We start from the raw sequence: 25,057 nt of genomic DNA, 5'->3' as shown, positions 1-25,057 counted from the left end.
GCGGGGGCCGCCTTTTTCGTCGGCAGGCAGGGGCGCGTGGCCCCCGCAAGACGTCAGGCCGCGATGTCGAAGCGGTCGGCGGTCATCACCTTGACCCAGGCCGCGACGAAGTCATTCAGGAACTTCTGCGTGTTGTCGTCCTGAGCATAGACCTCGGCATAGCTGCGCAGGATCGAGTTCGACCCGAAGGTCACGTCCACGCGCGAGGCCTGCCACTTGACCGCATCCGTCCTGCGGTCGCGGATCTCATAGACCTCCGCGTCGCCTTGGGCCTTGGTCCAGCGGTTCTCCATGTCCGTCAGGTTGACGAAGAAGTCCTGCGTCAGCGCGCCTTCGCGGTCGGTCAGCACGCCCAGCTTCGATCCGCCATGGTTCGCGCCGATCACCCGCAGCCCGCCCAGCAGGACGGTCATCTCGGGCGCGGTCAGGCCCAGAAGCTGCGCGCGGTCGAGCAGCAGTTCCTCGGCATTGATCGCGTAATCGGCCTTCAGCCAGTTGCGGAAGCCGTCATGCAGCGGCTCCAGCGCCTCGAAGCTCTCGACATCGGTCTGCTCCTGGCTCGCGTCGCCGCGGCCGGGGGCGAAGGGGACGGTGATGCGGTGACCCGCAGCCTCGGCCGCCTTCTCGATGCCCAGGTTGCCGGCCAGCACGATCACGTCGGCCAGCGGCACGCCCGCCTCGTCGGCGATGGGCTGCAGGACCGACAGGACGCGGGCCAGGCGCTCGGGTTCGTTGCCGGCCCAGTCCTTCTGCGGGGCCAGGCGGATGCGGGCGCCGTTCGCGCCGCCGCGCAGGTCCGACCCGCGGAAGGTGCGCGCGCTGTCCCAGGCCGTCGTCACCATCTCGGCCACGGTCAGGTCGGTCGCCGCGATCCGCGCCTTGAGGCCCTCCACGTCGTAGTCGGTGCGCCCGGCGGGAACCGGATCCTGCCAGATCAGGTCCTCGGAGGGCACGTCCGGGCCGACATAGCGCGCCTTGGGGCCCATGTCGCGGTGGGTCAGCTTGAACCAGGCGCGGGCGAAGGCGTCGTCGAAGCTGGCGGGATCGGCCATGAACTTCTCGCAGATCGCGCGATAGGCGGGGTCCATCTTCATGGCCATGTCCGCATCGGTCATGATGGGCATGGTCCTGATCGACGGGTCCTCGACATCGGCGGGCATGTCCTCGGGCCTGATGTCCACGGGCTCCCACTGCCAGGCACCGGCGGGCGACTTGCGCAGCTCCCACTCATGGCCGAACAGCATGTCGAAATAGCCCATGTCCCACTGGGTCGGGTTCGCGGTCCAGGCGCCCTCGATGCCGCTGACCATCTGGTCGCGGCCGATGCCGCGGCGGCCCTCCTGCGCGTTCCAGCCCAGGCCCTGCTCATGCAGCGCCGCGCCCTCGGGCTCCGCGCCCATGTTCTCGGCCCGGCCGTTGCCGTGGCACTTGCCGATGGTGTGACCGCCCGCGGTCAGCGCGACGGTCTCCTCGTCGTTCATGGCCATCCGGGCGAAGGTCTCGCGGATGTGCTGGGCGGTGGCCAGCGGATCGGGCTGACCGTTCACCCCCTCGGGGTTCACGTAGATCAGACCCATCTGCACGGCGGCCAGCGGGTTCTCCATGGTGTCGGGCTTGGCGACGTCGGCATAGCGGGTGTCGGACGGGGCCAGGAACTCCTTCTCGGCGCCCCAGTAGATGTCCTTCTCGGGGTGCCAGATGTCCTCGCGGCCGAAGGCAAAGCCGAAGGTCTTCAGACCGGCCTGCTCATAGGCGATGGTGCCGGCCAGCACGATCAGGTCGGCCCAGCTGACCTTGTTGCCGTATTTCTTCTTGATCGGCCATAGCAGGCGGCGGCCCTTGTCGGTGTTGTTGTTGTCGGGCCAGCTGTTCAGCGGCGCGAAACGCTGGTTGCCGGTGCCCGCGCCGCCGCGCCCGTCGCCCAAGCGGTACGAGCCCGCCGCGTGCCACGCCACCCGCGCGAACATGCCGACATAGCTGCCCCAGTCCGCCGGCCACCAGTCCTGGCTGTCGGTCATCAGCGCGCGCACGTCGTTCTTCAGGGCCTCGACGTCCAGCGACTTCAGCGCCTCGCGATAGTTGAAGTCGGGGCCGAGCGGGTTCGTCTTGCGGTCATGCTGGTGCAGGATGTCGAAGTTCAGCGCACTGGGCCACCAGTCGGTGTTCGAGGCCTGGGTGTTGGTATGGCTGCCATGCATCACGGGGCATTTGCCGGTGCGGTCGATCGGGTTGCCGTCCATGTCGGTCTCCATCTTGCTGGCCCCTGACGCGTGGCATCCGGGGCGGGCGAATCGTCATGCCGAACCATATCCCGTCAGACTTATAAGGTGAATTTTCTTTCTCTGATTGTCGCTGAAAGAAACCCTGATGATCTGGCGCGTTTGCACGGGCCGTCCGCGGCGTGCTAACCCGCATGCGACACGCCGCAGCACCGGACCCGCCATGACCCGCCTTCACTTCCTGACATTCCCCGTTTCGGTGCGGCCATGACGCCCGCGGCCCGCGTTGCCGCCGCGATCGGCATCCTGGACCAGGTTCTGGCGGGCAGCCCGGCGGAACAGGCACTGCTGCGCTGGTCGCGGGCCAGCCGCTTTGCCGGCTCCGCCGATCGGGCGGCGCTGCGCGATCTGGTCTTCGGTGCCTTGCGGCGCCGCGATAGCCTGGCGGCCTTGGGCGGCGCGCTGAGCGGTCGCGGCCTGATGATCGGCCATGCCCGGGCCGAAGGGCTTGATCTGGCAGCGATCTTCACCGGCACGGGACACGCCCCGGCGGCGCTGACCGAGGCCGAGGCTTCGGTGTCGCCGCCGGATACGCTGCCGGACGATCTGCCCGACTGGCTGCGCCCGGCCTGGACCCGCGCCTTGGGCCCGCAGGCGGCGGCCGTCGCCACCGCGATGACGGCGCGCGCCCCGGTCTGGCTGCGGGTGAACATGGCCCGGACCGATCCGGACCGCGCCGCCGCCCGGCTGGCCGAGGAGGGCATCGCCACCACGCCCGACGGCACGCTGCCCTCCGCGCTGCGGGTCACGGCGGGAGAGCGGCTGGTCGCCCGGTCCCGCGCCTATGAGGCGGGTCTGGTCGAACTTCAGGACCTCTCGCCGCAACGGGCCTGCGCCGCGCTGGACCTCGCGCCGGGCCTGCGGGTGCTGGACTATTGCGCCGGCGGCGGCGGCAAGGCGCTGGCCCTGGCCGCGCGCCAGCCCGGCCTGCGCATCGCGGCGCATGACGCGATCCCCGCGCGCATGGCCGACCTTCCGGCGCGCGCGGCCCGCGCGGGGGCCGCGATCCGCATCGACACCCGGCCGCAGGGCCCGTTCGATCTGGTTGTGGCCGATGTGCCCTGTTCGGGATCGGGCACCTGGCGGCGGACGCCCGACGCGAAATGGCGGCTGGACCAGGCCGCGCTGGACCGGGTGGTGGCGCTGCAGGCGCAGATCCTGGACCGGGCGGCGGGCCTGGTCGGGCAGGGGGGGCGACTGGCCTACATGACCTGTTCCCTGCTGGAGGCCGAGAACGGCGGTCAGATCGACGCCTTTCTGGCGCGCAGCCCCGACTTCCGGGCCGGGCAGCGGCATCTGTGGACGCCCCTGAGCGGCGGGGACGGGTTCTTCCTGGCCGAACTGCATCGCGGTTAACGCGCGCTTAACCCCTGACGCGCTAGGATGGCGCGAGGCTGACGGCACGGGGACGATTCGCATGGCGCATCTGGACGAACAGGCGGGACTGCCGCGCGGCGCGATGGCGGCGCTGCCGCTGCTGCTGGCGCCGATGGTGCTGGGGGCGGCGGTCCTGGTCGTGCGGCCGGGGGCCGCGACGGGTCTGGCCGGGGTCATGGTGGGAACGGTGGCCGTCGCGTGGTACCTGCTGGGCGGGGCGGTCGCCGTGTCGCATCTGGCGCGCGGCCTCGCTGCGCGGCGGGCCCTGCGCGCGATCCGCGGAGAGGTGGCCGCGGCCGCCGATCCGGTCTGGATCTGCGATCCGCGGGGGCAGGTCCTCTATCAGAACGACGCCGCGCGCGACGCGTTCGAGGATCTGACCGGGCGACCGATCCTCTCGCTGATGGCGCGGCTGCGCGCCGATGCGCAGGGTCAGCTGGACGCGCTGACGGCGCGGGCCATGCGGCTCGGCAATGCCGACCTGGATCTGGGCGGAGAGGAGATGCTGTCGCTGTCCTGCCTGCCCGACGCGCCGCTGCAGATCTGGTCGTGGAACCGCGCGGGCCTGCGCCCCGACCCCTACGAGGCCGCGCTGGCCATGGCCGACGATGCCCCGTCGGATGATTTCGACGCGATCCCCGTGGCCCTGCTGCGCCTGTCGGCGGAGGGCACGATCCACCGCGCCAACGCCGCCGCGCGCCAGCTTCTGGACGGCATGCTGGCCGAGGACGGGCACGACCAGAACATCGCCGAGCTGCTGGAGGGTCCGGGCCGTCCGATGGCCGACTGGCTGGCCGATCTGGGCGCGGGCCGCATCGCCCCGCGCCCCGAGATGCTGCGCCTGCGCCATCCCGACAGCCGCCAGGGCGAGATGCGCGACCGCCACTTCCAGCTGTCCCTTGCGCGTGACCCCCGCGACCCGGCGCGGATGATCGCGGTGCTGACCGATGCCAGCGCCCTCAAGACGCTGGAGGCGCAGTTCGTCCAGAGCCAGAAGATGCAGGCCATCGGCCAGCTGGCGGGGGGCGTCGCGCATGACTTCAACAATCTGCTGACCGCGATCAGCGGCCATTGCGATCTGCTGATGCTCAAGCGCGACAAGGGCGACCCGGACTTTGCCGATCTGGACCAGATCAGCCAGAACGCGAACCGCGCCGCGGCCCTGGTGGGCCAGCTCCTGGCGTTCTCGCGCAAGCAGACGCTGAAGCTGGAGACGCTGGACCTGCGCGACACGTTGGCCGATCTCACGCATCTGCTGAACCGCCTGGTGGGCGAGCGGGTAGGTCTGCGCATCACCTATGATCCCGCGCTGCGGGCGATCCGCGCCGACAAGCGCCAATTGGAGCAGGTCATCATGAATCTGGTCGTGAACGCGCGCGATGCGATGCCCCAGGGGGGGGAGATCACCGTGCGCACCGAGAATGTTCGCCTGGCCGAGCCGCTGGTCCGCGACCGCGCGACCCTGCCCTGCGGCGATTACGTCCGCATCGAGGTCGGCGACCGGGGCTGCGGCATCGCGCCCGATCACCTGGCCAAGATCTTCGAGCCCTTCTTCACGACCAAGCGCACCGGCGAGGGCACCGGCCTGGGCCTGTCGACGGCCTACGGCATCGTCAAGCAGACCGGCGGCTTCATCTTCTGCGACAGCGTCATCGGCGAGGGGACGGTCTTTTCGCTGTACTTCCCGGCCCATGCGCGGGTGATTGAGGCCGTGGCCCCGGCCGCGAAGCCCGCTCCGCGTCCCGCGCCGCAGCTGCAGGCCGGACCCCGCGCGACGGTCCTCCTGGTCGAGGACGAGGCCCCCGTCCGCGCCTTCGCGTCACGCGCTCTGAAACTCAAGGGCTACGAGGTGCTGGAGGCGGCATCGGGCGAGGCGGCGCTGGCGCTGCTGGAAGGCTGTGACGCGCCGGTCGACATCTTTGTCACCGATGTGGTGATGCCGGGCATGGACGGGCCGACCTGGATCCGCGAGGCGCGGCAGCGGCATCCCAATGCCAAGGTGATCTTCATGTCGGGCTATACCGAGGACATCTTCGTGGATGGCCAGGTGCCCGTCGAGGACGCGCTGTTCCTGGCCAAGCCCTTCACGCTCAGCGAGCTGACCCAGATGGTCGAGATGCAGCTGACCACCCCCGCGCGGGGCGCCACGCGGCACTGACAGCCCCCACCTCAGGCGCGGACGAGACTGTCGTAGAGCGCCATGTCGCGCGTCATCGTCTCGCGCAGCCGTGCCTCGGCGGCGTCGTCCAGGGTGACATCGACACTGGGCGGGACGTTGATGCGCGGCAGTTCGATGGCGCAGTCCAGCCGTCCCTCCAGGAAGTCGACGAAGCCCGCGATGTCCTCATAGGGAAAGATCCGGTCCACGCGGCGCGTCCCGGCGGTCAGGAAGTCGCTCTGGCAGCCGATCCCCTGATGCGCGGGACCCCCGGCACGGGCATGTTCGGCGGCGAAGTCGGCGAAGCTGATGCCCTCCATCGGATGAACCGGGTCGTCATGGTCGTCGCGCAGCTTGAAGCGGTACCAGCTGCGCAGCCAGTCGACCGGTTCGCGCATCAGGGCGACGGTCGTGAAGGTCTCGCCGGTCTGCGCCTGCAGCCACGGTCCCATGAAGCGGTCGTAGGTCGCGATGTCGGTATGCTTGAGCGCGGCGGGGCGCTGAAGCGAGGCCGAGGCCAGCGAATCCAGCGCCATCTCGATCGCGGTCGAGCCGGTCTTGGGTGTGGCGAGGAACACGAGCCTCTGGTCCCAGAATATCAGCATTGACGCTCTCCGTTCCTGTCTTTCGGCGGTCCGACGGGCTGGATAGCGGCCGGGCGGAACGCTGTAAACGACTTGTTAACCGCTTCCGGGTGATGCTGGGCCGGCGAATCGTCCGTTAACCACAACATCCTTGAATTCCGGCTCGGGATCGACCATCTGTGGTGAACAAGACAAGAACATCTGTCCGGTCGAGCGCATTGCCCCTCCGGGGAGGCTGTGAAATAACATGAGGATCACATGGCACAGGCGAGCATCTTCGACATGACGGACAAACGCGCGGCGGACAAGCAAAAGGCGCTGGACAGTGCCTTGGCCCAGATCGAACGGCAGTTCGGCAAGGGCTCGATCATGAAGCTGGGCAAGGACAGCCCGGTGGCCGAGATCGAGGCCACCTCGACCGGATCGCTTGGGCTCGACATCGCACTTGGCATCGGCGGGCTGCCCAAGGGGCGCATCATCGAGATCTTCGGGCCGGAAAGCTCCGGCAAGACCACGCTCACGCTGCATGTCGTGGCCGAGGAGCAGAAGAAGGGCGGCGTCTGCGCCTTCGTCGATGCGGAACACGCGCTGGACCCGCAATATGCCAAGAAGCTGGGCGTGAACCTCGACGAGCTACTGATCAGCCAGCCCGACACGGGCGAGCAGGCGCTGGAGATCGTGGATACGCTGGTGCGGTCGGGCGCGGTCAGCCTGGTCGTGGTCGACTCGGTCGCGGCGCTGACGCCCAAGTCCGAGATCGAGGGCGACATGGGCGACATGCAGATGGGCAGCCAGGCCCGCCTGATGAGCCAGGCCATGCGCAAGCTGACAGCCAGCATCGGGCGGTCGAACTGCATGGTGATCTTCATCAACCAGATCCGCATGAAGATCGGCGTGATGTTCGGCAACCCTGAGACCACGACCGGCGGCAACGCGCTGAAGTTCTATGCCTCGGTCCGTCTGGACATCCGCCGCACCGGCGCGGTCAAGGACCGCGACGAGGTCGTGGGCAACGCGACCCGCGTCAAGGTGGTCAAGAACAAGGTCGCGCCGCCCTTCCGGCAGGTCGAGTTCGACATCATGTATGGCGAGGGCATCAGCAAGGTCGGCGAACTGATCGACCTGGGCGTCAAGGCCGGCGTGGTCGAGAAGTCGGGCGCCTGGTATTCCTACGGCGACGAGCGCATCGGCCAGGGTCGCGAGAACGCCAAGCAGTTCCTGCGCGACCGGACCGATGTGGCCTTCGCCATCGAGGACAAGATCCGCGCGAGCCACGGCCTGGAGTTCGGCGTGGCCGAGGGCGGCGAGGACGACTCCGTGACCGAGGAGTGATCCGGGTGCGGCACTGACCTGAATGAGCGCCGAGGCAAGCCTCGGCGCGTTCCTTTTTCCCCGCGACCCGGCTGATGCCGGTTCGCGGGCGGGTTCGCTGGACAGGGATGCGGGCGGCGGTTAGACCAAGGACCGAACCGGCCCGGCCGGAGACACCCCTGCGATGAAGGCCCGCCATGCCCAGTCTGAATGACATCCGCTCGACTTTCCTCGGCTATTTCGAGAAGAACGGCCACCGCGTCGTGGAGAGCAGCCCGCTTGTCCCGCGCAACGATCCCACGCTGATGTTCGCCAATTCCGGCATGGTGCAGTTCAAGAACCTGTTCACAGGCGTCGAGACGCGCGACTACAATCGCGCGACCACGGCGCAGAAATGCGTACGCGCGGGCGGCAAGCACAACGACTTGGACAATGTGGGCTATACCGCGCGGCACCACACGTTCTTCGAGATGCTGGGCAATTTCAGCTTTGGCGACTATTTCAAGACGCAGGCGATTCCCTATGCCTGGGAGCTGCTGACCAAGGAATTCGGCATTCCCAAGGACCGGCTGCTGGTCACCGTCTATCACACCGATGACGAGGCGGCCGAGATCTGGAAGAAGGTCGCGGGCCTGTCCGACGACCGCATCATCCGCATTCCGACCAGCGACAACTTCTGGCAGATGGGGCCGACCGGTCCCTGCGGCCCCTGCACCGAGATCTTCTTCGATCACGGCGACAAGATCTGGGGCGGCCCTCCGGGCAGCGCGGATGAGGATGGCGACCGCTTCATCGAGATCTGGAACCTGGTCTTCATGCAGAACGAGCAGTTCGAGGACGGCTCGATGCGGGCGCTGGACATGCAGTCCATTGACACCGGCATGGGGCTGGAGCGGATCGGCGCGCTGCTGCAGGGCAAGCACGACAACTATGACACCGACCTGATGCGGTCGCTGATCGAGGCATCGGCGAACGTGACCAGCGCGGATCCGGACGGTCCGGGCAAGGTCCATCACCGGGTGATCGCGGATCACCTGCGCTCGACCAGCTTCCTGATCGCGGATGGGGTGATGCCCAGCAATGAGGGGCGCGGTTACGTGCTGCGCCGGATCATGCGCCGCGCGATGCGCCATGCGCACATGCTGGGCGCGCAGGACCCGGTCATGCACAAGCTGGTGCCCGCATTGGTGCGCCAGATGGGCGCGGCCTATCCGGAGCTGACCCGCGCGCAGGCGATGATCGAGGAGACGCTGCGGTCGGAGGAGACGCGGTTCCGCCAGACGCTGGACCGGGGTCTGCGGCTGCTGGACGATGAGCTGGCGAAGCTGCCCGAGGGGGCGGATCTGCCGGGCGAGGCGGCGTTCAAGCTCTATGACACATTTGGTTTCCCGCTGGACCTGACGCAGGATGCGCTGCGCGAGAAGGGCCGCGCGGTGCAGATCGAGGGCTTCGACGCCGCCATGGCCGAGCAGAAGCGCATGGCGCGCGCGGCCTGGAGCGGGTCGGGAGAGGCGGCGGATGCCAAGGTCTGGTTCGAGCTGGCCGAGAAGCATGGCGCGACCGAGTTCCTAGGCTATGACACCGAGGAGGCCGAGGGTCAGGTCACGGCCCTGGTGATCGACGGGGCCGAGGTCGCCGAGGCCGGCGAGGGCGCGAAGGTCGCCATCGTGGTGAACCAGTCGCCCTTCTATGCCGAAAGCGGCGGTCAGGTGGGCGATACCGGCCTGATCAAGACCGAGACGGGTGCGGCGCGCGTCACCGACACCAAGAAGGTCGCAGGCGTGTTCCTGCACCAGGCCGAGGTGACGATGGGCACGATCCGCCGTGGGCAGGGCGCGCAGCTGGCCGTGGATCACGACCGCCGCGGCGCGATCCGCGCGAACCATTCGGCGACGCATCTGCTGCACGAGGCGCTGCGCGGTGCCTTGGGCGATCATGTCGCGCAGCGGGGCAGCCTCAATGCGCCGGACCGGCTGCGGTTCGATTTCAGCCATAACAGTGCGGTCAGCGCCGAGGAGATGGCGCGGATCGAGGCGGAGGTGAACGGCTTCATCCGGCAGAACAGCCCGGTCGAGACGCGGATCATGACGCCCGACGATGCGCGCGCCCTGGGCGCGCAGGCGCTGTTCGGCGAGAAGTACGGCGACGAGGTGCGCGTCGTGTCGATGGGCGCGCAGCCCGGCAGCGGCAAGGGCGCGGACGGCGCGACCTATTCGCTGGAGCTGTGCGGCGGCACGCATGTGGCGCGGACGGGCGACATCGGGGCCTTCGTGCTGCTGGGCGATGCGGCCTCCAGCGCGGGCGTGCGGCGGATCGAGGCGCTGACCGGGCAGGCGGCGCTGGATCATCTGCGCGATGCGGACAGCCGCTTGGGCGAGATCGCGGGCATCCTCAAGGCGCAGTCGGCCGAGGTTGTGAACCGCGTCCGGGCGCTGGCCGATGAGCGCAAGGCGCTGGCCAATGAGGTCGCGCAGCTGAAGCGGCAGCTGGCCATGGGCAGCGGCGGGGCGTCCGAGGCCGAGGAGATCGCGGGCGTCAGGTTCATCGCCCGCCAGGTCGAGGGCGTGGGCGGCAAGGAGCTGGGTGCGCTGGTCGACGAGATGAAGGCATCCCTGGGCAGCGGCGCGGTGCTGGTGCTGGCCGAGGATGGCGGCAAGGCGACCGTCGCGGCCGGCGTGACGCCCGATCTGACCGGTCGGATCAGCGCGGTGGCGCTGGTCCAGGCCGCGACGGCCGCGTTGGGCGGCAAGGGCGGAGGCGGCCGCCCCGACCGCGCGCAAGGCGGGGCGCCTTCGCTTGCGGCCGCGGAAACGGCGTTCCAGGACGCGCGCAAGATCATCGAGGACAGCAAATGACGGCTTTGTGGATTGCCCATGTGAATGTGACGGACCCCGACGCCTATGGGCTTTACGCCAAGGCGGCGGGACCGGCGATCGCGGCCCATGGTGGCGTGTTCCTGGCACGCGCCGGGCGCTATCACGTGCTGGAGGGGGCCGACCGCGCCCGCCATGTCGTGGCGCGGTTTCCGTCCTTGGAGGCGGCGGTTGCCTGTTATCACAGCAGTGAGTACCAGGCGGCCCTGTCGCACGCCAAAGGCGCCAGCGAACGCGACCTAGTGATCGTGGAAGAGGCGCCGCCCGCAACGGAATAGGTGAATCCTTCAGACTTTCGTGCTAGTCCTGTCACAAAAGAGACGTGAAGGGGCAGGGCATGTGTCGTTGGGCCGCCTATCTGGGCGCACCGATCTTTCTGGAGGATATCGTCAGCCGGCCGGCGCATTCGCTGATCCGGCAGAGCCAGGGCGCGACGCGCTGCCAGACGCCGGTGAATGCCGACGGCTTCGGCATCGCCTGGTATGGCGAGCGGCCCGAGCCGGGTCTTTACCGCGATGTCATGCCCGCCTGGTCGGACCCGAACCTGCGCAGCCTGGTGGCGCAGGTGCGGTCCGGGCTGTTCATGGCGCATGTGCGCGCCTCGACCGGGACGGCGACCAGCCGCAACAACTGCCACCCCTTCGCGGTGGGTCGCTGGAGCTTCATGCATAATGGGCAGTTCGGCGGCTATGACGGGTTTCGCCGCCATGCCGACGTGCTGATCCCCGATGAGCATTACCCGCATCGCAAGGGCGCGACCGACAGCGAGGCGCTGTTCCTGATCGCCCTGGGCGAGGGGCTGGACCACGACCCCAAGGGCGCGATGGAGCGGGCCCTGGGCAAGCTGGCGGCGCTGGCGCATCGGTGGGGCGTGGCGCCGCATGTGCGCGCGGCCTGCGCCCTGTCGGACGGACAGCGGCTTTACGCCCTGCGCTACAGCAGCGACGATCAGGCGCCGTCGCTCTATCACCGCTGGTCCGCGACGCGTCAGGGCTGGGCAGTGGTGTCCGAACCCCTGGAGACGGATGAGGCAGATTGGCAGGAGGTCCCGCAGGGCAGCTTCTGCACTTTCGAGGCCGACCGCGTGCGGATCGAGCCGTTCCGCCCCGAGGTGCTGAGCGCCGCGGCCTGACGGATCAGGCCGGGGCCGCCTCGGGCTCGTGGGTCAGCTGCCTGGACGGTTCCACCGCGACATGCGGGCGGCGGAAGACCAGCAGATTGTGATAGACCGTGCTGCGCCCCGCCAGGCCGCTGCGCTCCTCGCTCGGCAGGACCTCGGCGCGGACATATTCCCATCCGTCGGCGGCCATGCGGTTCATCTCGGCCGCCAGCGACAGGGCATAGCGGTCCACCGGCGTCTTGGCGGTCTGGGCCTTGTCGGACCGGGCCGGCGCGGGGATGACGGAATATTCGTAGCGCATCGGGATGTCCTGTCGGGGAGGGGGGATCAGAGGCCCAGCTTGCGGGCCACCAGCTCGTTCACGGCGGCGGGGTTGGCCTTGCCGCCGGTGGCCTTCAGGACCTGACCCACGAACCAGCCCGCCAGCTTGGGGTTGGCGCGGGCCTTCTCGACCTGGGCGGGGTTGTCGGCGATGATCTGGTCCACGGCGGCCTCGATCGCGCCCAGGTCGGTGACCTGCTTCATGCCGCGATCCTCGACGATCTGCGCCGGATCGCCGCCCTCGGTCCAGAGGATCTCGAACAGGTCCTTGGCGATCTTGCCCGAGATGGCGCCCGACCCGATCAGGTCGATCACGCCGCCCAGCTGCGCCGCGGACACCGGAGAGGTCGCGATGGTCAGGCCTTCCTTGTTCAGGCGGCCGAACAGCTCGTTGATGACCCAGTTCGCGGCCATCTTGCCGTCGCGGCCCGCGGCCACGGCCTCGAAATAGTCGGCATTCTCGACCTCGGCGGTCAGCACGCCGGCGTCGTATTCCGACAGGCCCAGAACAGTGACGAAGCGGGCCTTCTTCTCATCGGGCAGTTCGGGCATCGAGGCCGCGATGTCGTCGACCCAGGCCTGCTCGATCTCCAGCGGCAGCAGGTCGGGATCGGGGAAGTAGCGATAGTCATGGGCCTCCTCCTTCGATCGCATCGACCGCGTCTCGCCCTTGTCGGGATCATAGAGGCGCGTCTCCTGCACGATGGAACCGCCATCCTCCAGGATCGCGATCTGGCGCCGTGCCTCATAGTCGATGGCGGCCTGGATGAAGCGCATGGAGTTCATGTTCTTGATCTCGCAGCGCGTGCCCAGATGGCCGAAATCGCCGGTCTCCTGGAACCGCTCGTAATCGCCGGGCCTGCAGACGCTGACGTTCACGTCGGCGCGCAGGTTGCCGTTCTGCATGTTGCCGTCGCAGGTGCCCAGATAGCGCAGGATCTGGCGCAGCTTGACCACATAGGCGGCGGCCTCCTCGGGGCCGCGGATGTCGGGGCGGCTGACGATCTCCATCAGCGCGACGCCGGTGCGGTTCAGGTCCACGAAGGACATGGTCGGGTCCATGTCGTGGATCGATTTGCCCGCGTCCTGCTCCAAGTGGATGCGCTCGATGCGGACGCGGCGTGCGACTCCGGGGGCCATGTCCACCAGGATCTCTCCCTCGCCGACGATGGGATGATAGAGCTGGCTGATCTGATAGCCCTGCGGCAGGTCGGGATAGAAGTAGTTCTTGCGGTCGAAGGCGCTGCGCAGGTTGATGTCTGCCTTGAGGCCCAGCCCGGTGCGCACGGCCTGCGCCACGCAGAATTCGTTGATGACCGGCAGCATGCCCGGCATGGCCGCGTCCACGAAGGCCACGTTGCTGTTGGGTTCCGACCCGAAGCGGGTCGAGGCACCCGAGAACAGCTTGGCGTTGGACGAGACCTGGGCATGGACCTCCAGCCCGATCACCAGCTCCCAATCGCCTTGCGCGCCCTGGATCACCTTGGGCTTGGGGGCGGTATAGGTCAGGTCGAGCATGGCGGGCCTCTTGGACGGCGGTAACGGTCTGGCCGGTGTTCTAGGCCATGCCCGCGCCATTGTCACGGCCCGCCCGCCGCGTCGCCTGCGAATCATCCCGCGCGGCAGGGAAAGTTAAAATGCGGTGCATCCTGCGGGGGTGGCTGAGGGGCCATCGGCGGAAATCCGACCATCGCGCATCGGTGTCGCGGCAGGTTCCCGCCGACCCAAATCGTTCTTCTTGCAGGATTTTCGGGAAGCCTTAATCGGGATGCTGACGAAACCACCCTTAGAGGTCACGATGCGCGTCGCGCTTTCCCTTGCCGCACTGGCCCTGATGGCCGCCTGCTCCACGACGACCTCCGGCCCCTCCAAGGCCCAGATCGAGGCCGAGGAGATGGCCCTTGCCCAGGTTCCCCCGATGCGGTGGGGAGAGCGCAACGGGTCCGACGAATGGACCCGCGCCACGATGGAAGCCCTGGACCGCGAAGGCGTGACCATGCTGTCCAGCGTGCCCCATGACATCGCGGAATTCTGCCCCAACTACCGCCAGCTGGCGCCCACGGGCCGCAAGGCGTTCTGGGCGGGCCTCCTGTCGGCGGTTGCGCGGCACGAAAGCACCTTCAACCCGCAGGCCGCCGGCGGCGGCGGGCGCTGGATCGGCCTGATGCAGATCTCGCCCGCGACCTGGCGCAACTATGGCTGCACCGGCAACATCCGCGACGGCGCCGACAACATGGCCTGCGCGGTCAAGATCGCGGCCGAGCAGGTCGGGCGCGACAATGCCGTCGCGCGGTCCGAGGGCGGCTGGCGCGGCGTGGCGCGGGACTGGGCGCCGATGCGCAGCAGCAAGAAGCGCGCCGACATCGCGGCCTGGACCTCCAGCCAGAGCTACTGCACCACCCAGGGCTGAGGCCGGATCACATCGGGGAAGGGGGCCGTTCGCGGCCCCCTTTTTCGTCAGCGCAGCGCGGACAGGATGCGCGCCCAGGACCGGGCGCCCTTGGCAAAGCTCTCCACGTCGTATTTCTCGTTCGGGGAATGGATGCGGTCGTCGTCGCGCGCAAAGCCGATCAGCATCGAATCTATGCCTAGGAGCTGCTTGAAGTCGCCCGCGATCGGGATTGAGCCGCCCGCACCGATATAGGCCGCGTCGCGCCCCCATTCCGCGCCAAGCGCCTCGCGCGCCTGCCCGAAGGCGGGGTCCGAGATGTCCATCACGCTGGCCGGGCTGGCACCGTGGTCGTGGAACTCCACCCGGCAGTCGGCAGGGACGCATCGCCGGACATGCTCCTGGAAGGCGCGCCGGACCGCCTGCGGGTCCTGCGTGCCGGTCAGGCGGAAGCTGACCTTGGCGCGGGCCATCGCGGGCAGGACGGTCTTGAACCCGTCGCCCGCATAGCCGCCGGCGATCCCGTTGATCTCGGCCGTGGGCTGGTTCCAGACCATCTCCAGGGCGGTGCGCCCCACTTCGCCGATGGGGTGGGACAGTCCCACGCGTCCCAGATACTCGGCGGCGTCGAAATCCAGCGCCTGCCAGTCGCGGGTAAGTTCCGGCGACAGGTCCTGCACGCCGTCATAGAAGCCGGGCAGGGTGACGCGGCCCGTGTCGTCCTTCAGCGCCGCCAGCGCCTGCGCCAGGATCATGATCGGGTTGGCGGCCAGCCCGCCGAAGCTGCCCGAATGCAGGTCGCGGTCGGCGGCATGGACCACCACCTCCTGGCCGACCAGGCCGCGCAGCTGCGTGGTGATCGCGGGCCGCCCGTCGGCATAGCGCGCCGTGTCGCAGATGATCGCCAGATCGGCGCGCAGGTCGCCCGCATGGGCCTCCAGGAACGGACGCAGCGAGGGCGAGCCGGATTCCTCCTCGCCCTCGAACAGCAGGATCAGGTCAGAGGGCAGGGCGCCATGCACGGCCTTCCATGCCCGGAAGGCCTCCACGAAGGTCATCAGCTGACCTTTGTCGTCCGAGGCGCCGCGCCCGCGGATCACCCGGCCCTGCGGCGTGTCCTCCAGTGCGGGCTGGAAGGGCGGGCGGTCCCAGAGCGCCAGCGGATCGACCGGCTGCACGTCGTAATGGCCATAGAACAGCAGCGGCCGCGCGCCGCCCGGTTCGCTGCGGGCGGTGACCATCGGATGGCCGGGCGTGTCGTGGACCTGGACCGCAAAGCCCAGCTCTTCCAGCTCGGCGGCCAGCCAGGATGCCGCCGCCCGCACATCGCCCGCATGGGCCGGATCGGTCGAGATCGAGGGGATCTCCAGGAACCGCAGCAGCCTGTCCAGCGCGGCATCCAGCCCCGCATCCAGCTGCGTCAGGATGTCGTCCAACCTTGTCTCTTTGCCCATGTTTCCCATCTCTTGCGGTGTCGGTATCGAATGTCCGCCTGCGCCTTTCGTCGAATCGCGACGTTTTCGGCCTGTTTTTTTCGCGATCTGACCTCTATCAAGGCAGACAGCGCGCGGTCGGACAATGATCGCACCCAGCCAGCTATGCAAGGGATCGCCCGCAATGAAGTACGACGCCGCCCTGGACAAGGCCATCGCCCGCCTGCACGAGGAAGGCCGCTATCGGACCTTCATCGACATCGAGCGTGCGAAGGGCCGCTTTCCCCAGGCCGTGTGGAACCGTCCGGACGGTCAGCGCCAAGAGATCACCGTCTGGTGCGGCAACGACTACCTGGGCATGGGTCAGCATCCCGTCGTCCTGTCGGCCATGCACGAGGCGCTGGACGCCACCGGCGCGGGCTCGGGCGGCACGCGCAACATCAGCGGCACGACGGTCTATCACAAGCGGCTGGAGGCCGAGCTGGCCGATCTGCACGACAAGGAGGCCGCGCTGGTCTTCTCCAGCGCCTACATCGCGAATGACGCGACGCTCTCGACCCTGCCCAAGCTGTTCCCCGGCCTGATCATCTATTCGGACGAGCTGAACCACGCGTCCATGATCGAGGGTATCAAGCGCAACGGCGGCGCCAAACGCATCTTCCGCCACAACGACCTGGCCCATCTGCGCCAGCTGATGGCGGCGGATGATCCGGATGCGCCCAAGCTGATCGCCTTCGAATCGATCTATTCGATGGACGGCGATTTCGGCCCCATCGAGGGGTTCTGCGACCTGGCCGACGAATTCGGCGCGCTGACCTATCTGGACGAGGTCCATGCCGTCGGCATGTACGGCCCCCGAGGCGGCGGCGTGGCCGAACGCGACGGCCTGTCGGGACGCATCGACATCATCAACGGCACCCTGGGCAAGGCCTTCGGCGTCTTCGGCGGCTATATCGCGGCCGGCGCCAAGATGTGCGACGCGATCCGCTCCTATGCGCCGGGCTTCATCTTCACGACCTCGCTGCCGCCCACGGTCGCGGCGGGGGCGGCGGCCTCCATCGCCTTCCTGAAGACGCCGGAGGGGCAGAAGCTGCGCGACGCCCAGCAGCTGCATGCGCGCATCCTGAAGATGCGGCTGAAATCCTTGGGCATGCCGATCATCGACCATGGCAGCCATATCGTGCCGGTCCATGTCGGCCATCCGGTCCACTGCAAGGCACTGTCGGACATGCTGCTGCGCGACTATGGCATCTATGTCCAGCCGATCAACTTCCCCACGGTGCCGCGCGGCACGGAGCGGCTGCGCTTCACCCCCTCTCCGGTGCACGATCCGAAGCAGATCGACCATCTGGTGCGGGCGATGGACGCGCTCTGGTCGCATTGCGCGCTGAATCGCGCCGAATTGAGCGCATGATGCAATCCACGGGTGAACTGCTCTCGCCTGCGTGATAACCTGCGGATAAAGAAGACATCGCAACCTCCGATTCGGAGGTGATCGAGAGCAGGCAATGGGGCATTGGCAATGAGCAGGCTGCGGGCACATGACCCGGCAGAAGAATTCGCGCAGGTCGGCGATGGCGGTCAGTTCATCGACGATGACACGCGCTTGGGCGACCTGATGCGCGGCGAGCGGGCCACCTTGGGCAAGTCCCTGCTGGACGTCCAGCGGGAGCTGCGCATCCGCGCGTCCTATGTCGCGGCCATCGAGAATTGCGACATCACCGCGTTCGACACGCCAAGCTTCATCTCCGGCTATGTCCGTTCCTATGCGCGCTATCTGGGCATGGACCCGGATTGGGTGTTCCGCCGGTTCTGCCAGGAATCCGGGTTCCAGCCGACGCATGGCATGGCCCCTTCGGCCGCCGGACCCAAGCCCGGGCGCCGTCCCTCCGATCCGGCCGAGGCGCTGGCCAACCCCCGCGCGCTGTTCATCCCGCAGGAGCGCAGCTTCTGGTCCGAGATCGAGCCGCGTGCCATCGGCGCGATCGTGGTGCTGATGGCCCTGATCGGGGGCCTGGGCTATGGCGGTTGGGCCGTCCTGCAGGAGGTGCAGCGCGTCACCCTGACGCCGGGCGACGACGTCCCGACCGTGGTGGCCGAGCTTGACCCGACCCAGGGCGCCGGGCTGGCCGAACCGGGCATCCAGGGGGCCGAGGACATCGACCTGGCCCGCACCCTGCCGCAACCCGAGGCGCTGGACCGCCTCTACCGCCCGCAGATCCTCGAGGCGCCGGTCCTGACCGCGCGCGACGGTCCCATCGCGGCCATCGATCCCGGCCTGATGGACAGCAGCGCCACCGTGGACGAGGTCATCGCCCAGGCCGGCCAGGTGACCCAGGTTCCGATGCCGCAGAACCCGCTGGCCCAGCAGGCGGGCGTCGCGCAGGTGCCGACGGGCCTTCCGGGCGCGGTCGGCCCGATGCAGGTCGCAGGCGCGACGCAGCCTGCCGAGGGTCCGGTCCGCACGCTGGCCCCCGATGCCCCGGCGCTGGAGCTGCTGTCGGTGCGCCCGGCCTGGGTCCGCGTGACATCGGCCGACGGCACGGTGCTGCTGGAGAAGATCATGGATGCGGGCGAACGCTTCACCCTGCCGCCCCTGGAGCAGCCGCCGGTTCTGCGGACCGGCAATTCCGGCGCGGTCTATTTCGCGGTGAACGGTCAGACCTACGGCCCGGCGGCGCCCGGCGCGCAGGTGGTCAGCGGGATTGAGCTGGCACCCGCCAGCCTGACCGACCGCTTTGCGCTGGCTGATCCGCAGGCCGACCCGGAACTGGCGCAGATCATCGCCATGGCACAGCTGCCCACGACGGATGGTGCTGCGGCGGAACCGGTCGCGGAGTGACCGGTCCCGCCGCAAGGCGGGGTCAGCGGGTCCAGACCCGTTCCAGAAGACCGATCCAGTTGTCGCAGGCGATGCGCGTGATCAGCGCCTCGCCATAGCTCGCGTCGCGCATGGCCTGGATCAGCCGGGGCAGGGCGGCGGCGTCGGGCAGGTCGCGCGGCATCAGCGCGCCGTCGAAATCCGACCCCAGGGCGACGCCCTCCTCTCCCAGGATCTCCAGCAGGTGATCCAGATGGCGGATCATCACGCCCAGATCCTCCAGCGGCAGCCGCCGCCCGTCCTCGCGCAGGAAGCTGGAGGCGAAGTTCAGCCCGACCAGCCCGCCGCTGTCGGCGATCTGGCGCAGTTGGCGGTCGGTCAGGTTGCGGCTGCTGGGACAGAGCGCGTGGACTGCGCTGTGGCTGGCGACCAGCGGCGCCACGGACAGGCGGGCGACATCGTCGAAGCCCGCCTCGTTCAGGTGCGACAGGTCCAGCATGATGCGCATCGCGTCGCAGTCGCGCACCAGTGCCCGCCCCGCATCGGTCAGCGGGCCGCCCCGGTCCGGCCCCGACGGATAGGCGAAGGGCACCCCCTCGCCGTGATGGGTGGGCCGCGACCAGACCGGCCCGAGCGAGCGCAGCCCCATCGCGTGCCAAGCATGCAGCGCGTCGGCATCACGGATCGCCTCGGCCCCCTCCATGTGCATGATCGCGGCGACCGGGCCGCCCGCGCGTGCAGCCCGCAGCGCGGTCGCGTCGCGCGCGATGGCCAGCGTGCCCGTCCGCTCCAGCGACAGCAGCGCGGCGGCCTGCGCGAAGGCATGGGGCAGGGCCGCGTCCGGCGCGATGGGGTCGGGCAGGGGCAGGTCGAAGGGCGGGTTCTCCATCGCGGCGACGGCCGCGTGGTCGTTCGGGCCTTCGGGCGAGGGCACCCAGATCGCGAAGAACCCGCCGATCATCCCGCCCGCGCGCATCCGCGGCAGGTCCAGATGCCCGCGCCCGTCGCCATGCAGCCACAACTCCGGCCCGGCCGGGCCCGCCGCGACCACGCGTTGCAGGAAATCGTTGTGACCGTCGAAGACCGGGATCATGGCGCGTCCTTTGCTGTTCAGGGGCAGGATGCACATCGTGCAGCCCGCCGCAATCCCGCTTGGCGCAGGGCGCGTCGCGGGGTTAGGCTGACCGGGCACAGCATCGCCAGCGAAAGGCCAGCCCATGCCCCGCATCACCCCCGACTTCGACGGCCAGACCGTCATCACCACCTTCGAGCTGACGCCGGGCACGGCGCATGACGTGCTGGAGATGCTGACCGCGGCCTGGTCCGAGGTCATCAGCCGCCAGCCGGGCTGCCTGGGCGGGGCGATCCATCTGAACGACGCGCAGACGCGCATCGCCACCTATTCGCAATGGCGCGACCGGCGCGACTATCAGGCGATGCTGCGCGACCCCGAGATGCGGCGCCGCAACCGCGAGATCCACGCCATGTGCCGCAGCTTCGAGCCGGTGATGTACGAGGTGCAGTCCGTCCATCCCTGAGAGGGGCATGCTGCAGGTGCAGAAACCCCGTGCATTCGCCCGCGCCCCTGCTTAGGCTGGCGCAAACGGACGGAGGACGGCATGACCGGGCGCATCATCACCGTGGCCCAGCAGAAGGGTGGGTCCGGCAAGACCACCCTGGCGGTCAATCTGGCGGTCAGCCTGCATGGCCGCGGGCATTCCGTGGCGCTGGTCGACACCGATCCGCAGGGCAGCATGGGCCGCTGGTTCATGGAGCGCATGGCCGCGCGGGGCGAGGACGAGGCGATGGATTTCTCGACCTCCTCGGCCTGGGGGGCCAGCTACGAATCGGAGAAGCTGAAGCGCCGCTTCGATTTCGTGATCATCGACACGCCGCCCAAGATCGACAGCGACCTGCGTCCCGCGCTGCGGGTGGCCGATCTGGTCGTGGTGCCGGTCGCGACCAGCCATGTGGACCTGTGGGCGACGGAGGGCGTGCTGGACCTGGCGCGGCGCGAAAAGGCGCCGCTGCTGGTGGTGCTGAACCGGACGCGGCCCGGCACGCGCCTGTCGGCCGAGGTCGCGGCCAAGGCCGAGGAACTGGGCGCCGCGGTGTCCGCGACCCAGATCGCCAACCGCGTCGCCTATGCCGAGAGCCTGGGCCTGGGCCTGGGCGTGCAGGAGCGTCCGAAAGGGCCGTCGCATGCCGAGATGGCGGCCCTGACCGACGAGATCCTGGCGCTGATCTAGCGGCAGTAGCGCTCGGCCTGCGCGGCGAAGTTGCGATAGCGCGCCCAGAAGGCGTTGTCGGCGTCGCGCTTGGAGGTGCGGACCTCCTGCGCGCGGTGCGGGTCGCGGAAGAAATCCGCGGCGCGGCGCTGGTCCGACCGCGACAGGGTCTGGTTCGCGACCTGCTGGATGCAGCCGCAGAGCGGCGCATTGCCGCGCGCGCGGTCGGAGCGGACGCAGGCGCTGTCGATGGGTCCGGCCATCGCCAGGGGCGTGGTCATGACGATCGCGGCGGCCGCGATGACGAAACGGTTCAGCATGGGACTGTCTCCTCGGAATGCCTCGGGTCGCGGGCTTGCCGGTTGGGCCGGTTCTTGGGGGCGCCGCGCCATCCGGCGATCCTAGCAGCAAGCGGGCCCGCGCTCAATCGCGACGAGGCCCGGCGGGCCGATCAGGCAGCGGGAATCGGCCGGGGCGAGAATCCGGCCTGCACCAGGGCGGATTCGGCGCGGGCCTGATCGAGCCCCTCGACGGTGACGCGCTTTTGGGGCAGATCGACGACGGCCCGGCCGCCGGCGGCGGTCATGGCCTCCTCGATCGCGGCCTTGCAGTGGTTGCAGCTCATGTCGGGGACGGAGAAGATCATCGGACGCTCCTGTTGGATGCGCCGATCGTGACGCAGGGCGGGTGCGCCCGCAAGGGGATGCCATGACCGCCTTCGACGCCATCGGGTTGGATGCCGACGACACGCTGTGGGAGAACGAGACCTTCTTCCGGGTGACCGAGGCCGAATTCTGCGCCCTTCTGGCCGATCACGGGGACCCCGAGGCCATCGCCGGGCGCCTCTATGACACCGAGAGCGCGAACCTGGCCCGCTATGGCTATGGCATCAAGGGGTTCATGCTGTCGATGGTGCAGACCGCGATCGAGCTGACCGACGGGCGCATCGAGGGCCGACAGATCGCCCGCATCCTGGACCTGGGGGCCGAGATGCTGGCCCATCCGGTGACCCTGCTGCCGGGGGGCGAGGCGGCGCTGGACGCGCTGGCGGGGCGCCGGCTGATCCTGATCACCAAGGGCGACCTGATAGATCAGGAGCGCAAGGTCGCCGCATCGGGCCTGGCCGAGCGTTTTGCGGGCGTCGAGATCCTGGCAGACAAGACGCCCGAGGCCTATGCGCGGGTGCTGGACGCGCACGGGATCGCGGCGGAGCGCTTCATGATGGTGGGCAATTCGATGCGCAGCGACGTCATCCCGGTGCTGGAACTGGGCGGGACGGGGGTGTTCATTCCCCACGCGCTGACCTGGAACCACGAGCATGCCGAGGCGCCCGACCATCCGCGCCTGCACCAGCTGTCCGACATGGCGGCGCTGCCGGATCTGGTGGCGCGTCTGGAGGCGGCGGGCTGAGCACTGGGGGAGGGGGCCGCCTTCGGCCCCATCGAGGGGCCTCGGCGGCCGCGCGATTCTGACGGATCGCGCCGGGCGCGTGGCGCCGGCGGCGGAACCCTGCGGGAGGGTCGCGCATTGAGGCGCGACTGCCGCGTGCGGACCGCCGCGGCCCCCTATTCCCGTGAAGAAGGAACATCCCATGCCCAAGGCGCTTTTCATCCTGACGTCGCATGACCGGTTGGGCGATACCGGCAAGCCGACCGGCTTCTACTGGGAGGAGGTGGCTGCCCCCTACTGGATCCTGTCGGACGCGGGCTGGCAGGTCGAGATCGCCAGCATCCAGGGCGGCAAGCCTCCGGCCGACCCGTCCTCGGAGGAGGGCGACGCGATGACCGACGAGGTCCGCCGCCTGATGGCCGACGAGGCCGCGATGAACAAGCTGGCCCATACGCAGAAGGTCGACGAGGTCGACGTCTCGGGCTGCGACATCGTCTATCTGCCCGGCGGTCACGGCACCATGTGGGATCTGCCGAAATCCGAGGCCCTGGGCCGCGTGCTGACCGAGGCCTGGGAGAAGGGCGCCGTCGTCGGCGCCGTCTGCCACGGTCCCGCGGGCCTGCTGTCGGCGCGCCTTCCGTCGGGCGATCCGCTGGTCCATGGCCGCCGCGTGGCGGGCTTCACCAATTCCGAGGAGGATGCGGTGGGCCTGTCGGACGCGGTGCCCTTCATGCTGGAGGACCAGCTGAAGGCGCAGGGCGGCAAGCATGAGAAGGGCCCGGATTGGGCGCCCTTCGCGCTGGCCGACGGCAAGCTGGTGACGGGTCAGAACCCGGCATCCTCGGCCGAGGTCGCGCGGCTGATGCTGAAGGCCGCCGGGCAGTCGGACGCCGGCTGACGCCATTTGGCGCAGGGGCCGCGAAACCCTCTTTTCGCGGCCCCTGCACGGCTGTATAGCCCGGCCATGACCGACCTTGATCTCATCCGCAACTTTTCGATCGTGGCCCATATCGACCACGGCAAATCCACGCTGGCCGACCGGCTGATCCAGCTGACGGGCACTGTCGCGGACCGCGACATGAAGGCCCAGATGCTAGACAGCATGGATATCGAGCGAGAGCGCGGCATCACCATCAAGGCCAACACGGTCCGGATCAGCTATCCCGCCAAGGATGGCCGGACCTATGTGCTGAACCTGATCGACACGCCGGGCCATGTCGACTTCGCCTATGAGGTCAGCCGGTCGATGCGCGCGGTCGAGGGGTCGCTTCTGGTCGTGGATGCAAGCCAGGGCGTCGAGGCGCAGACGCTGGCCAACGTCTACCAGGCGATCGATGCGGGCCACGAGATCGTGCCGGTCCTGAACAAGATCGACCTCCCCGCCGCCGAACCCGAGCGCGTGAAGGAGAACATCGAGGAGGTGATCGGCATCGACGCGCAGGACGCGATTCCGATCAGCGCCAAGACCGGTCTGGGGATTCCGGACGTGCTGGAGGCCATCGTCACGCGCCTGCCCGCGCCCAAGGGCGACCGCGACGCGCCGCTGAAGGCGATGCTGGTCGACAGCTGGTACGACGCCTATCTGGGCGTGGTCGTGATGATCCGCGTGATGGACGGGGTGATCCGCAAGGGCGACCAGATCAAGATGATGCAGACCGGCGCCAGCCACCGCATCGACAAGCTGGCCGTGCTGACCCCGCAGATGGTCGACATCGCCGAACTTGGGCCGGGAGAGATCGGGGTCTTCACCGGCTCGATCAAGCAGGTCCGCGACACGCGTGTGGGCGACACCATCACCCAGGAACGCCGGCCCGCGGACAAGGCGCTGCCGGGCTTCAAACCCGCACAGCCGGTGGTCTTCTGCGGCCTCTTCCCGGTCGACGCCAACGACTTCGAGCCGCTGCGCGACGCCATCGAGAAGCTGGCCCTGAACGATGCCAGCTTCAGCTACGAGATGGAGACCTCGGCCGCCCTGGGCTTCGGCTTCCGCTGCGGCTTCCTGGGGCTGCTGCACCTGGAGGTGATTCGCGACCGCTTGGAGCGCGAATACGATCTGGACCTGATCACCACGGCACCGTCGGTGGTCTTCAAGCTGCACATGCGCGACGGAGAGGTGCGCGACCTGCACAACCCCGCCGACATGCCCGACCTGACCCATGTCGATCATATCGAGGAGCCGCGCATCAAGGCCACGATCATGGTGCCGGACGAATATCTGGGCGACGTGCTGAAGCTGTGCCAGGACCGCCGCGGCATCCAGCTGGACCTGACCTATGCCGGGACGCGGGCCATGGTCGTCTATGACCTGCCTCTGGCGGAGGTGGTGTTCGACTTCTACGACCGGCTGAAGTCGGTGACCAAGGGCTATGCCAGCTTCGACTATCAGATTAGCGAGTACCGCGAGGATTTCCTGGTCAAGATGTCGATCCTGGTGAACGACGAACCGGTGGACGCGCTGTCGATCATGGTCCATCGCGACCGTGCCGAAAGCCGCGGCCGCGCCATGGTCGAGAAGCTCAAGGACCTGATCCCGCGGCACATGTTCAAGATCCCGATCCAGGCAGCCATCGGCGCCCGCGTGATCGCGCGCGAGACCCTGTCGGCCATGCGCAAGGACGTGACCGCCAAATGCTATGGCGGCGACGCAACGCGCAAGAAGAAGCTGCTGGAGAAGCAGAAGGCCGGCAAGAAGAAGATGCGCCAATTCGGCAAGGTCGAGATCCCGCAGACCGCCTTCATCCAAGCGCTGAAGATGGACAGCTGACCCGTCCGAG

At 68.7% G+C, this 25,057-nt stretch carries 22 protein-coding genes; 14 read left to right on the top strand and 8 right to left on the bottom strand.

Annotated features, from left to right (window positions below):
- Positions 1-53: 53 nt before the first annotated feature.
- Positions 54-2,240 carry a catalase/peroxidase HPI gene (gene katG, locus AACG61_RS09375; RefSeq protein WP_411839490.1) on the bottom strand — a complete coding sequence of 729 codons (2,187 nt, stop codon included), beginning with the start codon at positions 2,238-2,240 and terminating at the stop codon, positions 54-56.
- Between the two features lie 246 nt (positions 2,241-2,486).
- Between katG and AACG61_RS09370 the strand changes: the two genes are divergently transcribed.
- Positions 2,487-3,635, top strand: coding sequence for an RsmB/NOP family class I SAM-dependent RNA methyltransferase (locus tag AACG61_RS09370; RefSeq protein WP_411836869.1), 1,149 nt, complete (start codon positions 2,487-2,489; stop codon positions 3,633-3,635).
- A gap of 61 nt (positions 3,636-3,696) precedes the next feature.
- Positions 3,697-5,814 (top strand): ATP-binding protein, encoded by a 2,118-nt coding sequence (locus AACG61_RS09365; RefSeq protein ID WP_411836868.1) that lies wholly within the window; start codon positions 3,697-3,699, stop codon positions 5,812-5,814.
- 11 nt (positions 5,815-5,825) lie between these two features.
- On the opposite strand, the gene AACG61_RS09360 is transcribed toward AACG61_RS09365, so the two are convergent.
- A complete protein-coding gene (locus tag AACG61_RS09360; RefSeq protein WP_411836867.1) occupies positions 5,826-6,419 on the bottom strand; it encodes a hypothetical protein in 594 nt (197 codons plus the stop codon).
- 237 nt (positions 6,420-6,656) lie between these two features.
- Here AACG61_RS09360 and recA point away from each other — a divergent pair, with 237 nt between their 5' ends.
- The 4 genes from recA (at position 6,657) to AACG61_RS09340 (ending at position 11,714) form a co-directional block, all read left to right on the top strand.
- Positions 6,657-7,730, top strand: coding sequence for a recombinase RecA (gene recA, locus AACG61_RS09355; protein WP_411836866.1), 1,074 nt, complete (start codon positions 6,657-6,659; stop codon positions 7,728-7,730).
- A 176-nt stretch (positions 7,731-7,906) separates the two neighbouring features.
- Positions 7,907-10,564 carry an alanine--tRNA ligase gene (gene alaS, locus AACG61_RS09350; protein ID WP_411836865.1) on the top strand — a complete coding sequence of 886 codons (2,658 nt, stop codon included), beginning with the start codon at positions 7,907-7,909 and terminating at the stop codon, positions 10,562-10,564.
- Positions 10,561-10,860 carry a DUF1330 domain-containing protein gene (locus AACG61_RS09345; protein ID WP_411836864.1) on the top strand — a complete coding sequence of 100 codons (300 nt, stop codon included), beginning with the start codon at positions 10,561-10,563 and terminating at the stop codon, positions 10,858-10,860. Before alaS ends, AACG61_RS09345 begins: the two co-directional genes overlap by 4 nt.
- Positions 10,861-10,919: 59 nt before the next feature.
- On the top strand, positions 10,920-11,714 hold the full coding sequence (locus AACG61_RS09340; protein WP_411836863.1) for a class II glutamine amidotransferase: 795 nt from the start codon (positions 10,920-10,922) through the stop codon (positions 11,712-11,714).
- Positions 11,715-11,718: 4 nt separating this feature from the next.
- Here the strand turns inward: AACG61_RS09340 and AACG61_RS09335 are convergent, their stop codons facing one another.
- Both AACG61_RS09335 and gatB read right to left on the bottom strand, forming a co-directional pair.
- Complete coding sequence (locus AACG61_RS09335; RefSeq protein WP_411836862.1) at positions 11,719-12,003, bottom strand: DUF4177 domain-containing protein; 285 nt, start codon at positions 12,001-12,003, stop codon at positions 11,719-11,721.
- A 26-nt stretch (positions 12,004-12,029) separates the two neighbouring features.
- Positions 12,030-13,541 carry an Asp-tRNA(Asn)/Glu-tRNA(Gln) amidotransferase subunit GatB gene (gene gatB, locus AACG61_RS09330; protein ID WP_411836861.1) on the bottom strand — a complete coding sequence of 504 codons (1,512 nt, stop codon included), beginning with the start codon at positions 13,539-13,541 and terminating at the stop codon, positions 12,030-12,032.
- A gap of 280 nt (positions 13,542-13,821) precedes the next feature.
- Here gatB and AACG61_RS09325 point away from each other — a divergent pair, with 280 nt between their 5' ends.
- Positions 13,822-14,433: a lytic transglycosylase domain-containing protein gene (locus tag AACG61_RS09325; protein ID WP_411836860.1), complete on the top strand. Its 612-nt coding sequence runs from the start codon at positions 13,822-13,824 to the stop codon at positions 14,431-14,433.
- Positions 14,434-14,480: 47 nt separating this feature from the next.
- On the opposite strand, the gene AACG61_RS09320 is transcribed toward AACG61_RS09325, so the two are convergent.
- On the bottom strand, positions 14,481-15,866 hold the full coding sequence (locus AACG61_RS09320) for a M20/M25/M40 family metallo-hydrolase (protein WP_411836859.1): 1,386 nt from the start codon (positions 15,864-15,866) through the stop codon (positions 14,481-14,483).
- Positions 15,867-16,029: 163 nt separating this feature from the next.
- On the opposite strand from AACG61_RS09320, the gene hemA reads away from it, so the two are divergent.
- Both hemA and AACG61_RS09310 read left to right on the top strand, forming a co-directional pair.
- Complete coding sequence (gene hemA, locus AACG61_RS09315) at positions 16,030-17,259, top strand: 5-aminolevulinate synthase (RefSeq protein WP_411836858.1); 1,230 nt, start codon at positions 16,030-16,032, stop codon at positions 17,257-17,259.
- Positions 17,260-17,367: 108 nt separating this feature from the next.
- Positions 17,368-18,687: a helix-turn-helix domain-containing protein gene (locus AACG61_RS09310; protein WP_411836857.1), complete on the top strand. Its 1,320-nt coding sequence runs from the start codon at positions 17,368-17,370 to the stop codon at positions 18,685-18,687.
- Between the two features lie 22 nt (positions 18,688-18,709).
- Here the strand turns inward: AACG61_RS09310 and AACG61_RS09305 are convergent, their stop codons facing one another.
- On the bottom strand, positions 18,710-19,759 hold the full coding sequence (locus tag AACG61_RS09305; protein ID WP_411836856.1) for a dipeptidase: 1,050 nt from the start codon (positions 19,757-19,759) through the stop codon (positions 18,710-18,712).
- Between the two features lie 124 nt (positions 19,760-19,883).
- On the opposite strand from AACG61_RS09305, the gene AACG61_RS09300 reads away from it, so the two are divergent.
- Complete coding sequence (locus AACG61_RS09300; protein WP_411836855.1) at positions 19,884-20,204, top strand: antibiotic biosynthesis monooxygenase family protein; 321 nt, start codon at positions 19,884-19,886, stop codon at positions 20,202-20,204.
- A gap of 81 nt (positions 20,205-20,285) precedes the next feature.
- On the top strand, positions 20,286-20,915 hold the full coding sequence (parA, locus tag AACG61_RS09295) for a ParA family partition ATPase (RefSeq protein ID WP_411836854.1): 630 nt from the start codon (positions 20,286-20,288) through the stop codon (positions 20,913-20,915).
- On the opposite strand, the gene AACG61_RS09290 is transcribed toward parA, so the two are convergent.
- Together AACG61_RS09290 and AACG61_RS09285 are read right to left on the bottom strand one after the other, a co-directional pair.
- Entirely contained in the window at positions 20,912-21,214 is a 303-nt protein-coding gene (locus tag AACG61_RS09290; protein ID WP_411836853.1) for a hypothetical protein, read from the bottom strand. The genes parA and AACG61_RS09290 overlap by 4 nt on opposite strands.
- A gap of 131 nt (positions 21,215-21,345) precedes the next feature.
- On the bottom strand, positions 21,346-21,540 hold the full coding sequence (locus AACG61_RS09285) for a heavy-metal-associated domain-containing protein (protein WP_411836852.1): 195 nt from the start codon (positions 21,538-21,540) through the stop codon (positions 21,346-21,348).
- Positions 21,541-21,602: 62 nt separating this feature from the next.
- Here AACG61_RS09285 and AACG61_RS09280 point away from each other — a divergent pair, with 62 nt between their 5' ends.
- The 3 genes from AACG61_RS09280 to lepA all read left to right on the top strand — a co-directional run bounded on the left by AACG61_RS09280 (position 21,603) and on the right by lepA (position 25,047).
- On the top strand, positions 21,603-22,304 hold the full coding sequence (locus AACG61_RS09280) for an HAD family hydrolase (RefSeq protein WP_411836851.1): 702 nt from the start codon (positions 21,603-21,605) through the stop codon (positions 22,302-22,304).
- A 181-nt stretch (positions 22,305-22,485) separates the two neighbouring features.
- Positions 22,486-23,181 carry a type 1 glutamine amidotransferase domain-containing protein gene (locus AACG61_RS09275; RefSeq protein WP_411836850.1) on the top strand — a complete coding sequence of 232 codons (696 nt, stop codon included), beginning with the start codon at positions 22,486-22,488 and terminating at the stop codon, positions 23,179-23,181.
- Positions 23,182-23,247: 66 nt separating this feature from the next.
- The gene (lepA, locus tag AACG61_RS09270) at positions 23,248-25,047 is read left to right on the top strand and encodes a translation elongation factor 4 (RefSeq protein ID WP_411836849.1); all 1,800 of its coding nucleotides are present in this window, start codon (positions 23,248-23,250) and stop codon (positions 25,045-25,047) included.
- The last annotated feature ends 10 nt before the right edge of the window (positions 25,048-25,057 follow it).

It is taken from the genome of Paracoccus sp. ME4 (assembly GCF_046736325.1).
GTDB lineage: Bacteria > Pseudomonadota > Alphaproteobacteria > Rhodobacterales > Rhodobacteraceae > Paracoccus.
Note: the sequence above shows the minus strand (reverse complement) of the source record. Positions and strands in the feature narration are given on the sequence as shown.